Origin of the sequence: Rhizorhabdus antheiae (assembly GCF_049889055.1) — a bacterium.
Taxonomy (GTDB): domain Bacteria; phylum Pseudomonadota; class Alphaproteobacteria; order Sphingomonadales; family Sphingomonadaceae; genus Rhizorhabdus.
The window spans coordinates 149794-163050 of the sequence record NZ_JBLTWO010000008.1 but is presented as its reverse complement, the minus strand read 5'-3'; the positions used below and the strand labels follow the sequence as shown (position 1 = coordinate 163050).

At 65.5% G+C, this 13257-nt stretch carries 12 protein-coding genes and 1 tRNA gene; 5 read left to right on the top strand and 8 right to left on the bottom strand.

What is annotated here, in order from left to right; translation table 11 throughout:
• Positions 1–15: 15 nt before the first annotated feature.
• Both ACNI3R_RS15645 and ACNI3R_RS15640 read left to right on the top strand, forming a co-directional pair.
• On the top strand, positions 16–1221 hold the full coding sequence (locus ACNI3R_RS15645) for a serine hydrolase (protein WP_426184986.1): 1206 nt from the start codon (positions 16–18) through the stop codon (positions 1219–1221).
• Positions 1222–1341: 120 nt separating this feature from the next.
• Positions 1342–2697: a methyl-accepting chemotaxis protein gene (locus ACNI3R_RS15640; protein WP_426184984.1), complete on the top strand. Its 1356-nt coding sequence runs from the start codon at positions 1342–1344 to the stop codon at positions 2695–2697.
• Positions 2698–2916: 219 nt separating this feature from the next.
• On the opposite strand, the gene ACNI3R_RS15635 is transcribed toward ACNI3R_RS15640, so the two are convergent.
• Positions 2917–3597: a cytochrome b/b6 domain-containing protein gene (locus tag ACNI3R_RS15635; protein WP_426184982.1), complete on the bottom strand. Its 681-nt coding sequence runs from the start codon at positions 3595–3597 to the stop codon at positions 2917–2919.
• A gap of 16 nt (positions 3598–3613) precedes the next feature.
• Positions 3614–4078, bottom strand: coding sequence for a c-type cytochrome (locus ACNI3R_RS15630; protein ID WP_426184980.1), 465 nt, complete (start codon positions 4076–4078; stop codon positions 3614–3616).
• A gap of 346 nt (positions 4079–4424) precedes the next feature.
• Here ACNI3R_RS15630 and ACNI3R_RS15625 point away from each other — a divergent pair, with 346 nt between their 5' ends.
• The gene (locus ACNI3R_RS15625; protein ID WP_426184978.1) at positions 4425–5111 is read left to right on the top strand and encodes a hypothetical protein; all 687 of its coding nucleotides are present in this window, start codon (positions 4425–4427) and stop codon (positions 5109–5111) included.
• A 159-nt stretch (positions 5112–5270) separates the two neighbouring features.
• Positions 5271–6569 carry a hypothetical protein gene (locus ACNI3R_RS15620; protein WP_426184976.1) on the top strand — a complete coding sequence of 433 codons (1299 nt, stop codon included), beginning with the start codon at positions 5271–5273 and terminating at the stop codon, positions 6567–6569.
• A gap of 138 nt (positions 6570–6707) precedes the next feature.
• Here the strand turns inward: ACNI3R_RS15620 and ACNI3R_RS15615 are convergent, their stop codons facing one another.
• The 4 genes from ACNI3R_RS15615 to ACNI3R_RS15600 form a co-directional block, all read right to left on the bottom strand.
• Positions 6708–8357, bottom strand: a complete 1650-nt coding sequence (locus ACNI3R_RS15615) for a GMC family oxidoreductase (RefSeq protein WP_426184974.1) — start codon at positions 8355–8357, stop codon at positions 6708–6710.
• Positions 8358–8368: 11 nt separating this feature from the next.
• Complete coding sequence (locus tag ACNI3R_RS15610) at positions 8369–8992, bottom strand: gluconate 2-dehydrogenase subunit 3 family protein (protein WP_426184972.1); 624 nt, start codon at positions 8990–8992, stop codon at positions 8369–8371.
• 147 nt (positions 8993–9139) lie between these two features.
• Positions 9140–10354 (bottom strand): FAD-dependent oxidoreductase, encoded by a 1215-nt coding sequence (locus ACNI3R_RS15605; protein WP_426184970.1) that lies wholly within the window; start codon positions 10352–10354, stop codon positions 9140–9142.
• Positions 10355–10458: 104 nt separating this feature from the next.
• Positions 10459–10533 (bottom strand) — tRNA-Thr (locus ACNI3R_RS15600).
• A gap of 124 nt (positions 10534–10657) precedes the next feature.
• Between ACNI3R_RS15600 and ACNI3R_RS15595 the strand changes: the two genes are divergently transcribed.
• Positions 10658–10822, top strand: a complete 165-nt coding sequence (locus ACNI3R_RS15595) for a hypothetical protein (protein WP_426184968.1) — start codon at positions 10658–10660, stop codon at positions 10820–10822.
• Here ACNI3R_RS15595 and ACNI3R_RS15590 read toward each other — a convergent pair.
• Positions 10816–11358 (bottom strand): CAP domain-containing protein, encoded by a 543-nt coding sequence (locus ACNI3R_RS15590; protein ID WP_426184966.1) that lies wholly within the window; start codon positions 11356–11358, stop codon positions 10816–10818. The genes ACNI3R_RS15595 and ACNI3R_RS15590 overlap by 7 nt on opposite strands.
• 88 nt (positions 11359–11446) lie before the next feature.
• On the bottom strand, positions 11447–13252 hold the full coding sequence (locus tag ACNI3R_RS15585; protein ID WP_426184964.1) for an aminopeptidase P family protein: 1806 nt from the start codon (positions 13250–13252) through the stop codon (positions 11447–11449).
• Positions 13253–13257 lie beyond the last annotated feature (5 nt).

The window sequence follows — 13257 nt, the reverse complement described above, 5'->3', positions numbered from 1 at the left end:
GGAGACGGAACGAGGGTGAACGGCACGGCTGAATGGCCATTCCTATCGCGCCTGGGCGGGGCCTGTCTCGCCGCCCTGCCCCTCATGCTCGCATCCTGCAGCTCTGCAGCAGACGAGGACAAAGGCCGCAACGCCTCCCAGCTTCCCCGTCCGATATTGGCCGAACGCAGTGCCGCTACTCGCGCGGCAGGGCCCGTTTTCGTCAGCCTGACTCCCATTCCGCCGAGCGCGGCGAGCAGGCTCGACCGGACCATCGCCCGCCTCGGCCGAAGCTTCGCCGGTGATGTCGGCATAGCGGTCCGTGACGTCCAGACGGGCTGGACCTCGGATCATCGCGGGCTCGACCCGTTCCCGCAGCAGAGCGTGTCCAAGCTGTGGGTCGCGCTGACCGCCTTCGACCAGGTGGACCGCGGCACGCTGTCGCTCGATCGGGAGGTGAGCCTGACGAGAGCCGACCTCACCCTGTTCCACCAGCCCGTCCGCGCGCTCGCGCTCCGCCCTGGCGGCTATCGCACCTATGCGCGCGATCTGGTCGTCCGTGCGCTGACGCAGAGCGACAATAGCGCTAACGACCGGATGCTTCGCGAGGTGGGCGGGCCGGGAAGCATTAGGGCGACGCTCGCCGCCAAGGCAATCGCCGGTATCCGCTTCGGGCCTGGCGAGCGCGCGCTCCAGGCGAAGGTCGCGGGTCTCGACTGGAAAGCCGATTATGCGGTCGGCAACCGCTTCTACGAGGCCCGGGACGCGCTGCCCCGGCCGGCGCGCCGCGCGGCCTTCGACGCCTATACCGCCGATCCGATGGACGGCGCATCGCCGCTTGGCATCGTCGACGCGCTGGCGAGGCTGAAACAGGGGCGGCTGCTCTCACAGCGCTCGACCGACGAGATGCTCGATATCATGAGCCACACGCGCACCGGCGCCAACCGGCTCAAGGGCGGGCTGAAACCGGGCTGGACGCTGGCGCACAAGACCGGCACCGGGCAGATCCTGGAGGGCGAGCAGGCCGGCTATAACGATGTCGGCATCCTCACCTCGCCAGAGGGTCGCTCCTATGCCGTGGCGGTGATGATCGGTCGCACGGATCGGCCTCTCGTCCAGAGAATGGCGCTGATGCAGAAGGTAGTCACCGCGACGATCGACTATGACCGGGACCTCGCCCGCCAGCGGGAAGAGGCTCCGCCAACGCCCGCCACACCGCTGCCGACAGATGGTCCGGACTAGGGCGCGACGATCGGCGCCCAGCCGCCGGACCGATCCGGCGCCTTCGCGATGGCTAACCGGAAATTAACCTCTCGCTGCGACCTGTCCCCGTTCGAACCGCAACGACGGGAAGCAGGGGCCATGTGGAAAAAGTCGAAAGAAGATATCCAGCCTTCACTTGAGAACCGCACTGCCGAGGCGATGTTCCGCCATTCGCCCGATGCCATGCTGCTGCTCTCGCAAGGCCGCTTCATCGAATGCAATGCTGCAGCGGAGCGGGTCTATGACCGGCCGCGTTCGGCGATCATCGGTCGCGACCCCGGCGCCTTCTCCGCGCCGACGCAGGCCGATGGCCGCCCTGCCGCCGAACAGGTGAAGCTGCGCGTCGCGCAGGCGCTGCGCGAAGGTCATGCGCGGTTCGAATGGTGGAATCTCGACCGCAACGACAAGGTGATCCGGGTGATGGTCACTCTGATCCCGGCAGCGGTCGAGGCGTCGGACGATCTGCTCGTCATCGTCCAGAACCAGAATCACACCATGACCGTCGTCGACACGCTGCGCGACCGGCTGGCGACGCTCGCCAAGGGCGACCTGACCTGCCGGATCGACGGTGCCTTCGCGCCCGATTATGAGCCGCTGCGCCACAGCTTCAACGCGGCAATCGAAACGCTCGGCTCCTCCTTCGCCTCGGTCGCGACCGCCGCCGACCGGATGAGCATCGGCGTCGAAGAAATCAGCAAGGCCGCCGACGATCTCTCGCGCCGGACCGAACAGCAGGCCGCCTCGCTCGAGGAGACCGCCGCCGCGCTGCAGGAAATCACCAGTACGGTCCGCGAGACCGCCGCCGGGAGCGCCAAGGCCGCCGAAGTCGCCAGCGAGGCACGCGCCGACGCCGCCGACAGCAGCGACGTCGTCCGCCGCGCGATCGACGCGATGGGCGGAATCGAGCGCACCTCGAACGAGATTTCGGACATCATCGCCGTGATCGACGGCATCTCCTTCCAGACCAACCTTCTCGCGCTGAACGCCGGTGTGGAAGCCGCGCGCGCTGGCGATGCGGGCAAGGGCTTCGCGGTCGTCGCCAGCGAAGTCCGCGCGCTCGCGCAGCGCTCGGCGGATGCCGCCAAGGACATCAAGAACCGTATCGGTGCGTCGGCCGAGCAGGTCCGCTCGGGCGTCGAACATGTCAACGCGGCCGGCAGCGCGCTCGACCGGATCGCCCGTCAGGTCACCGAAATGGGCGAACTGATCGCCGACATCGCCGATGCCTCGCGCCAGCAGGCGTCGGGGCTGGGGCAGGTCAACTCCGCCATGTCGGAACTCGACATCGTCACCCAGCAGAACGCAGCCATGGTCGAAGAAGCGACCGCCGCCGCGCGCAGCCTGGCCGGCGAGGCCGCCGACATGACCGAGCAGGTCGGCCGCTTCCGCCATCAGGAGGGATCGGCTACGCCGCGCGCAGGCGCATCGCGCATGACGGGCTGGCGCGCTGCCTGATCGTCAGACCGCACGGCAACTCCGCCTCGCCGGTGATCCGACATCGTCCTGCGGATCACCCAGGATCAGCGTTCCCCTGCAGCCTGCAAGCTGCGGGGGTGCCAGCGCTCCCTGGCTTACTCAGCGGGATCGAGGCAGCGAAAGCGTGACGGAACATGCGATGCCGGTTGGCCTCGTGGCAAAAGGCCGACGCCAATTGCTCCTCACGCACGCCGGCTCTTACATGCCACCCGCGCCGGTAAAGCGAAAACCTTTCGATATCGCCCAGACGAGTAGCACTATCACCACCAGGCCGATTGCCGCGCGCACCGGTGACCAGCGCACGTCATCGACATCTTCGCCCGACTGACGATCGCGTCGTCCTGTGATCATCGGGAGGAGAAGGTCGCGCCCGACGAGCCCCTGGTAGAACATGATAGCGCTGATATGGAGGCCGATCAGCGCCAGAGCCGCCTTAAACGCGGTTTCGTGAATCTCGGCAGCTGCGCGCCCGCCGTCGAAGCTCAGATAATCGGCAAGCGGCCCGGACTCCAGCCCGTCCACGTCGACGGAAAAGAGCCCCGCCGTTACCAGCGTCAGCAGCACGAGCAGCAGCGCCGCCACGCTCCATCCGCCCAGTGGACTGTGCCCATCGGTCGGCTGCTCATCAGCCGCCTTGCGGGCATAGGCCAGCACCGTGCCGGGCCCCTTTATGAACTGAGCGAAACGCGCCGTTCGGGATCCGGCAAGCCCCCAGAAAAGTCGGAACAGCAGCAGTACGAGCACGGCAAGGCCCGACGTGCGGTGCCACTCCATCTCGTGATTCTCACCGCTCCACCACGAAAAGGCGAACAGCCCGATCAGTGTCCAGTGAAACAGCCGTACAGGCGGATCCCAGACGCGGACTTTCTCCGTCACCATGACGCTCCCGGCCCGCTCAGTCGTCGGCGCGGAACTGCTTGTGGCAGGCGCCACATGTGCTGCCGACGGCCTTGAACTGTGCAGCGATTGCTGCGGCATTGCCGGCACCGGTTACTGCCACCAGCTTGTCCGCCTCGACGATCAGCTTCTTTGCATGGCCATCGAACGTGGCACGGTCGGTCCAGATCGCAGGCAGGGCGTCGGTCTTCACGCCCGCGCCGGGGCCGGTCCCCTTGGGGAACATCGGCACTTGCGCGCGGGCCACCGCAGCGATCGTCTTTGCTGCGCCTGCCATCTTTGCCGTATCCGCGCCGCCTGCCAGCTCGTCCTTGATCACCTTCATCGCGCCGCCCATCTTCTTGAAGTTGGCCTGACGCGCGGCAATGGTATCGGCGGGAGATGCCGCAACAGCGACGGTTCCGACACCTGCGGCAACAAGTGCAAGGGCAATAGCGATCGTCCTTGAACGGGGATAGATCATGGCAGGCTCCTGTGAGACATGGGATCAGAGCGGCGAACGCACCAGCGCAGGGGGCGGCTTTCGGTGGCACATCTCCAGATAAGTCCAGCCCCCTGGTAGTGAGGCTATTTTCAACATGCCTGCCGCAGTTTGTCCATGCTTGTCGACGATATCGCTGCACAAGCCACTACGGCCAACAGGCCGATCCCCATCAGCGCCAATGGCACAGGATCGAGCACAGCCATTACGGCGGATTCGGGCCTCTCGCTGACAAATGCGCTGTCCGCCGGCGCGCGAACTGTCCGGCGGGCAGCTCCAGCACTCATTCAACGAGCGCCGGAAAGCGGATCGATGCCGTTCGGATCCCGTGATCCGTCCAGCCCAAAGGCAGCCGATCCCCCCTGCCCGCCAGACGACCTACCGGGACAAGGGAAGAAAAGCGGCGCCGCCCAGTGCGAGAACGAACGCAAGCCCGGCGATCAGGCGCCCGGGCGCTCCTGCGACGCTGGGCTCGGGCTCGGTCGGGTCGCCGGTTTCCAGTAATCTGCTTGCGACTCTGTCCTCAGAAAAGCTGTTCGCGCATGCGGCCGCTGACATCGACGAACCGTCGCAGCAGATCGGCACCGGAACGCTCACCGCAGTCGGCGCCTATCGCAAGGCCAGCGTCGACTTCCGCATCAAGCCCGAACCGACGGCATCGGCCGGTGCCCGCTACAGCAAGGACGACAAGCGCATGCATGTGCAGCCATTGATCAACAGCCCCGGCCAGAATTACGACTCCTGCGTACTCGACTTCATCAGCGGCAAGAAGTCGTGGGACGATGTGTCGCCGCGCTTTGCATTCCACTACAAGGTCCAGCCCAACATCATGCTCAGTGCGAGCTACCTGCGGGGCTATGGCGCGGCCAAGGCGACCATCCAGGGGCATGCCCAGCTATCATGGCGTGGAGTTCGGCGCCCGCTTCTGATCCCACACCCCTGCCCGCGCGCCGGGCAGGGATCTCCCCGGCGAACGCAGACCATGGGGCGCTCCATCCGGGGCGCCTTTTTTTGAATGGCGTAATCCGCATCGCTCTGCGGGCCTCTCGATGTCTCGAGCATGATGATGCCAAAACGGATGTAGATCTCACTTTTCCCAGAGCTGCGACGGGCTATCGTGGTCATGTCTCGGGGCAGCCTCGCGCCCATCCCGCGACCGATTCACAGGGGTATCATGCATAAGACGAAGGGGATTGCCCTGTTTCTGGCCCTGGCGCTGGAACAGGTCGGGTCAGCACAATATATGATGCCCGTGGGTGTGGGCACGGATGCGAAGCCCGTTGCCCAAAATCCCACTCCGGATCCGGACGATACGCCGGAAAGCATTGCCAAGGATGCCGAACGGGACGTCAACCCGAACCGCTATTACAATAAGCCCGGTGCGACGCGCACGGACTTCGACAAGGCGTGGCAGGATTGCCGACTGATCGCGCGGGGGTCGCGTACCCCATCGGGCACGATTTTCTACAATTATGATCCTGCCGTCACCTCGCCCATGGCGGCGGGTGTCGGCGGCGCGCTGGGCGGCCTGATCGCCGGCATGATTGTGCAGGGAGAGCAGCGGCGGATCAATCGCCGCTCCTGCCTTCTGATCCGGGGTTGGAGAATGGTCGAGCCATCGGCCGAACAGTCCGCCAAGCTGGTCGCCATGCGCGAGCCGGACCGTCGGGCGTGGTTCGACAAGATGATCGGCGCCGACACGGTAGAAGGCAAGATCACCGAACGGACGAAGTTCACGCAGATCAGTGATCCCGCGATGAACCTCGATGCGGCGGTCACAGGGGCAAGCGCTCTCTATTTCGGCAAGAAGATCCCGCCGGAAACACCGTTCGAACTGCAGCCGGACGAGGGGGCAGTGGTACTCGCCTTTCGCCGGTCGGACCCTACGTCGGTCGGTCGCCCCGGCGGGCTTTTCCTGTCCCGGTACGATATCGAGAAACGGGAGCTGATCTATCAGCCGAAGGATTGGAAGAAGAAGGGTGACAAGACCAGCTACACCAGGGACGTCTTCAGCGGCGACCGCAAAGCTGGGCTTGAGGTGCAGGTGGTCCGCCTGACGGCGGGCGACTATGTGCTGACGTCGATGGCTTTGGGCAATGTGGCGTTGACCAGCAACTGCTTCGGAGCACCAGTCTTCCATATCGGGGCCGGAGAAGTCCTCTACATCGGCGATTTCATCCCCTTTGCCGGCACCAAATTGTCGAATGGCAACAAGGCCTATCAGCTTTCCTATGCGCCCCATCCCGAAGACAGTCGCGCTGTCATCGGCCGCTATCAGCCGCAGCTCGCCAAACGCATGCAAGTGGCAAGCTGGCGCAACAATGCGACCTATGGCTGCGGAGCGGTCGGCATGGATCGCTTCGACCTGCAAGGAGCGGAGCCGCTTCCGGCCACGGACGCGGCATCGCCGGAAGCGAAGATCGATATGGCAGTCGACCTGCTGGTGAATGACGACGTGGCTGGCGCCCGCTGATCCGGCAACGCGACGCCATCGCGGCCGGGATCGGGAAAGACTGCTCTCAGGGTCCTTCCCAAACCTGGCACGACCTCATCGCGCGCCCGGGCCTCTGGGCTTCATACCGTCGTCGAGCGTTGACCGTTACAAGGCGCGCTAAATCTCGTTGGCGCGCGCGAATCTCGAAATGTAGTCGCCGGCACGGAAGGCCAGGGCTTCGATCGTCTGTGTCGGCTGGCCGCGGCCCGACGTCACCATGCTCGAACCATCGCACAGGAAGAGGTTCTTCACATCGTGGGTGCGGTGATATTTGTCGATCACCGAGGTCTTCGGGTCGTTCCCCATTCGGCATGTGCCGAGCAGGTGCACGCCGCCGCTCGCTTCGCGGACCTCTCCGGGAACGATCTGCTTGGCGCCGGCCGCATCCATGATCTCCACCGCGCGCTCGACCTGCCAGGCCGCGTGCTTCACGTCGTCCGGGTGGTCCTGATAGGTGACCCGCATCGCCGGAACGCCCCAGGCGTCCTTCAGCTCGGGATCGATGTCGATGCGGTTGCTTTCCTGCGCCAGTGAGGTGCCATGTCCCGAGCAGTTCATCCAATAAGTATAGGACTCCATATAGTCCTTGAATCCTGCACCCCAGCTCGGCGTCCCCTTGGGTACGGTCTGCCCCCAGGTCAGCGGACCGCCGGAGCGTGCATCGAAGCCGCCGCCGCCATAGAAACCGCGCTTGGGATCGCTATCGTAGAAGTCATGCAGGATGCGGGTGACATTGGCACCCTTATACTCGTTGAGCGGATGTTCGAACCGCGCCGCCGCGCCGCCGCCCTTGTTGAACATCAGATATCTGCCCACCGCACCGCTGCTGTTCGCCAGACCATGTTCGAACCCGTTGGTTGCGGAATTGAGCAGCAGCTTCGGTGTCTCCGAACCGTTGGCGCATACGACGACGGCCCGGGCCTTCTGGAACTGTTCGACCTTGTCGCGATCGAAATAATGAACGCCGGTGGCCCGGCCAGCCTTGTTCATCCCGATCCGGAATACATAGCTGTCGGAGCGCACCTCGCAATTGCCGGTCGCTTCGGCCTCGGGAATGACGGTCCACACCGATGAGGATTTGGCCATCACCTCGCAGGCGAAGCCGCCGCACAATCCGCACTGCACGCAGGGCGGGCGGTCCTTGTAGAAGGTCGAGTTGATCGCCATCGGTGCGGGAAACGGGTGCAGGCCAAGCTTTTTCGCGCCGCGCTCGAACAGCACGCCGGACGACTTCACCGGCAGGGGCGGCATCGGATAGGGCTTGCTGCGCCACGGATCGAACGGACTCGCGCCGGCGAGGCCGGAGACACCGACCTCCCATTCGACCTTGGTGTAATAGGGTTCGAGCTCGGCATAGGTGATCGGCCAGTCGACCAGGCTCGCACCCGGGATCGATCCAAACCGGCTGCCCTCGATGAAGTCGATCTCGTGCAGGCGCCAGAAATTGGCGTTGAAATGCGCGCTGCTGCCGCCGACGACGCGTGCATAGGTCAGCGGGTTGCGACCGGATACGCGTTCCGCCTTCTCGCTCGCAGTGTTGCGGAAGGTCTGCGGATTGGTGGCCGGATTGTTGGTAATGCCGGAGAGGTTGCGGTACTTCAGCTCGTCATGCTCGAACTCTTCGGGCGCCAGGCGCGGCCCCTGCTCCATGATCACGACGCTGTTGCCGGCGCGTGCCAGTTCCCGCGCCACGATGCCGCCCGCGGCCCCGGAGCCGACGACGATGAAATCGACTGTCTCGCTGGTCTTGTATATTTTGCTCGGCATGCGGGGCTCCGTCAGACGGTCATGATCTTGGTGCCGGGATAGGGTTCGAACCCCGCATAATCCCGATCGTAATAGCCAAAGGGGGGCTCCCAGGCATGCTGGTTCTCCACCCCGATCAGCTTCCAGCCCAGATAGTCGTGATTGCCGCCATATTTGGGCAGAGCGAGCAGGCCCAGCACGGTCAGCCGTCGCACGGCCGCGAAGAAGGGCGTCTTGTCGACCTCTTGCAGGAAGGCGATCTGCTGCGCATCGGGAGCCGCCGAGAACGGCTTGTCGGCACCGTAGCGCGCGGCATAGGCGCTGTTGAACTCGGTCAGGCCCTGCCGGAAGGCCGGCAGTTGCTTCGCGAAGAAACTGCCGAGCGCGTTATCGATGAAATAGATGGTGCGGGCGTCCCGCGCGCCGGGCGTGGCGCCGCCGGGAACGATCTGGTTCGCGATCGCGTCGACCTCGGCCGCTTCGGCGGCGGTCAGGGTGGTGATGCTGGTGGGCGGCTCGGTGCCGTCGTGGCTGCCATGCCCGGCATGCTCCGCTGCGGCGGCAATTTGCGGCCAGTTCATGGCGACCCAGGTCGCGCTCGCCAACTCACCGATGGCGACAAGGAATTGGCGACGCGAGGGGGTAGAGTGTTCCACGGACCGCTCCGACATTGGCTGGATAGCGCCGGATTGAGCACATGCGGCCCCCATCGAAGGAATACGACAAACTGCGCATGGACGACCGGGCAGAGCGGGCGAAGCCGGGAAGCGCCCGAAGACCCGTCAGAGGCGAAGGTCGCTTCGTCACGCCCCGGATCGAAGGCGTGGGCCCTCCAGCCCGAGCGGGCCGAGAGGGTTGCCAAACAGTCCGCTCACCAGCATCGCTTGAGACCGGTCTATCGGCCATAGCTTCGAGATTGGCCCCATGATCCAATCCCGGACGATGGGCAGCATCCGGCTGTCCGACTGATAGATCGGTGTGAACGCCCATGTGAGCCATTGGTACAGCCGGACATGCCTGCGACGCGAAGCGACGGCGACCTGAAGCGCTTCGTCCAGATCGGTGTGCCGCGCGAGGGCCGCAGACAGCGCCCAGGCGTCGAGCAGTGCCATATTGGCCCCCTGCCCCAGTTGCGGGCTCGCCGAGTGCCAGGAATCGCCGATGTGGACCAGCCGTTCGGCCCTGGGCTCGGCCACGGTGCGGTGCGCATAGCGGGCGAAGGTCAGCTGATCGGCACGGTCGATCTGCCCGAGGAACGGCTCGCATTCCGGCCAGAGCCTGCGAACCTCCTCCTTCCAGGCATCCACACCCGCCTCTCGCCAGACAGGAAGATCGCTCTGCTTGAGCGACCAGAAGAAGGCGGCCTTATTCCGACCTCCGCCACCGCTGCCCAAGGGCAGGATGCCTGCCATTTTGCTGGACCGCCGGTAACGCTGTGTCAGGCAATGGGCGTCGAGGTGGCAAACATTGGGCCAGTCCAGACTTGCCCAGAGCGCACCATAAGGCAGGTCATAACCGCTCGGAGGCGCCAGGGTGGATCGGCTTCCCAGACCATCGACGATGAGATCATATCCGTCGCTCGTCCGGCCATCCTCGAACAGGAGAACACGCTTGTCACGGTGAATCTGCGATCCCGTAATGGCGACCCCGCCATGAACGGGGATGCCCTGCGCGGCGACGGCATCATGCAGGTCGGCAAACAGACAGGCGCGATGAACCCCCACCCCGAAAAGCCCCGGCTGCGCCATCGCCGCATAGGACACGTCGAGAACCACCCGGTGCGCCGCCATACCGTAGAGACGGTCGATCCGCGCACCCTGCTCGCATATGCGATCGGCAAGCCCCAGACGCTCGAGCACCACCATGCCGGTCGGCTGGATCATCAGCCCCGATCCTACGGGCTGCGGTCGGTCGAAGCGCTCAAACAGCTCGACCTGCTCTCCCGCGCGGGAGAGCAAAAGCGCAGTGGCAAGGCCAGCGACCCCGCACCCTGCAACAGCGATCCGTCTTGCCCCCATCCGCCGCAGCTACCTAAGGGTGTCCACGGCGACATCGGAAACGAACGACCCGCGATCGGCAAGGCCGCTTGTCTGCCTGCAAGCACCGTCGATGCGGAGAAAAATGGTGCTGCCGGTGAGGATTGAACTCACGACCTCAGCCTTACCAAGGATGCGCTCTACCACTGAGCTACGGCAGCACTGCCAGCATATTGCGGGCGACCGGGGAGCTAAGTCCCTGCGGTGTGGCGGGCCTATGGACAATGCGGAGGCGTCCGTCAAGGCGGCTTGCCTGTTATTTCGATCCGGCTATCGATCCTCCCCATGAGCGACGACAAAACTCCCCCCGCCCGGTCCGCAGCCGAAGAGCGCGCCGGGCGGCTGGCGCAGGCGCTGCGCGACAATCTGCGCCGCCGCAAGGCGCAGGCACGTGCGCAGAACGAGCAGCCCCGGGCAGAGCGGGAGCCGGCTGCGGGCGAGGATCAGTAGGGCTTTTCGCCGATGACGTTGCCGCCCTCGAGGTAGCGGCACACCAGGACCTCGTCCTGTTCATTGCTGGCAATCGCGCAACCCACCTGAGTGGTGGAGCGCCAGATCAGCTGGGTGTAATGGCCGACGTCGCGCCACTGGCCGGTGGTGCTGTTGCGCGGGAACGGGCCGTTGATGAAGATCTTGCGCTCGTCGACCCACAGATTCACCATCTGCTCGGGCGTGTAATAGCCCTTGGTCCCGCGCCAGAGATTTTCGCCCTCTTCGCCATCGGTCGGGTCGGCATAGTCGGCCGTATCGCTGTGCTCGAGACCGTCGATCAGCGTCAGTTGCTGTGCCCACTCCATCGATTGGCGCGCCAGCTTGTCGCTCCACACGAGCGGCGGAATGCCCAGGCGCGTGCGCTCTGCATTATGCGCGGCCAGCAGGCGCTGGTTGACGTCCTGTGCTGTCCACAAGGGCGAAGCCGCGCCCAGCGCAAGCCAGGCGAGCGGAAGCACGGCACAGCGCAACAGTCTGATCGACCGCCGATCCATATAGCGCTTCAGCCCTACCCCCTGCAAAGCAACCGGACCCCACAATCCGGCCGTCCGCAGCATTGAGTCGCGGCTCGGCGGGCATGTGTTAAGCGTCGTTACCCATCGATACAAGCAGCGGTGCTGTAGCATCCGCCAGCCAGTCAGCGGCATCGCCTTCCAGCTGGGGCCCGACCACCGCCCGCACCTGCGCATGATAGGCATCGATCCACGCGATCTCGCCCGCGTCGAGCATATCCGTGTCGATCAGCGCGCGCTCATAGGGCGCGAAGGTCAGCGTCTCGAAGCCGAGCATCTCCTTCTCGCCGCCCGCGATCGCGCGCTCCTCGACAAGAATCAGATTCTCGATCCGGATCCCATATTCGCCGGTCTTGTAATAGCCGGGCTCGTTGGACAGGATCATGCCCGGCTGCAGTGGCTCGTCGCCCCCGCCGAAGGTGGCGATGCGCTGCGGCCCCTCATGCACAGACAGATAGGCGCCGACGCCGTGGCCGGTGCCATGGGCATAATCGAGCCCGGCCGCCCACAGATGCTGGCGCGCCAATATGTCGAGCTGCCCGCCGCGCGTCCCCCTCGGGAAGACCGCGCGAGCGATGGCGAGATGCCCTTTCAGCACGCGCGTATAGCGATCGCGCATCTCGGCGGTCGGCGTCCCGATCGCGACCGTGCGGGTCACGTCGGTGGTGCCGTCCTGATATTGCCCGCCCGAATCCACCAGATAGAGCGAATTGAGCTCAAGGATGCGCTTGGTCTCGTCACTCGCGCGATAATGGACGACCGCGCCGTTGGGCCCGGCGCCCGAGATGGTGTCGAAGGACAGGTCGCGGAGCAGGCCGGTCTCGGCGCGAAAGGCCTTTAACTTGTCCGACGCCTGGATCTCGTCGAGCCCGCCCTTGGGGGCCTCGACCGACAGCCAGTGGAGGAAACGACTGAGCGCCGCGCCATCGCGCGCCTGCGCCGCCTTGTGGCCGGCGATCTCGACCGCATTCTTGACCGCCTTGGGCAGGACGACCGGATCGCGCTCCTCGATCAGCGTCGCGCCTGCGCCGGACAGCGCCGCGAAGATCGCCGCCACCGCCCGCTCGGGATCGACCGCGACGGTCTTGCCCGCCATCGCCTTCAGCGCCGGCTCGAACGCCGCGCGGTCGTGCAGCCGCACGCCATTGCCGAGATGCGCCTTCACCGTCTCGTCGAGCTTGTCGGGCGCCACGAACAGGTCGGCGGTCGCATCGGCATGGACCAGCGCATAGGCGAGCGCGACCGGCGTCCTGTCGACATCCTGCCCGCGAATGTTGAACGCCCAGGCGATCGAATCGAGCGCCGATAGCACCGCCGAGTCCGCTTTCTTGGACGCCAGCCAGTCGGCGATGTCCGCGCGCTTGGCGGCCGAGGAGCGGCCGGTCAGCGCATCGGGCTGCACCACCAGCCGCGCCGCCGAAGGCGCGGGCCGGTCGGGCCAGATCGCATCGACCGGGTTGGTGTCGACCGCGACCAGCTCGGCGCCCTTGCCCGCGAGCGCCTTGCGCGCGGCCTCGACCCAGCCCCTGGTGTGCAGCCAGGCATCATAGCCGATGCGCCCGCCATCGGGGGCATGCTGCTCCAGCCACTGCGCGGTGCTCGTCTGCGGCACCGATTGATAGCTCCAATGCTGGCCGTCGACCTGCTCGCGCACCTGCAGCGTATAGCGCCCGTCGACGAAGATCGCCGCCTCTGCCGGCAGCACCACCGCCGAACCCGCCGAACCCTGAAAGCCGGTGAGCCAGGCGAGCCGCCGCGCATAGGCGCCGACATATTCGCTCATATGCTCGTCGGTCAGCGGCACGACGAACCCATCGAGCCTGCGCCGCGCAAGCTCCTCACGGAGCGCCTTCAACCGATCTTCATAGCTGGACATGGAAC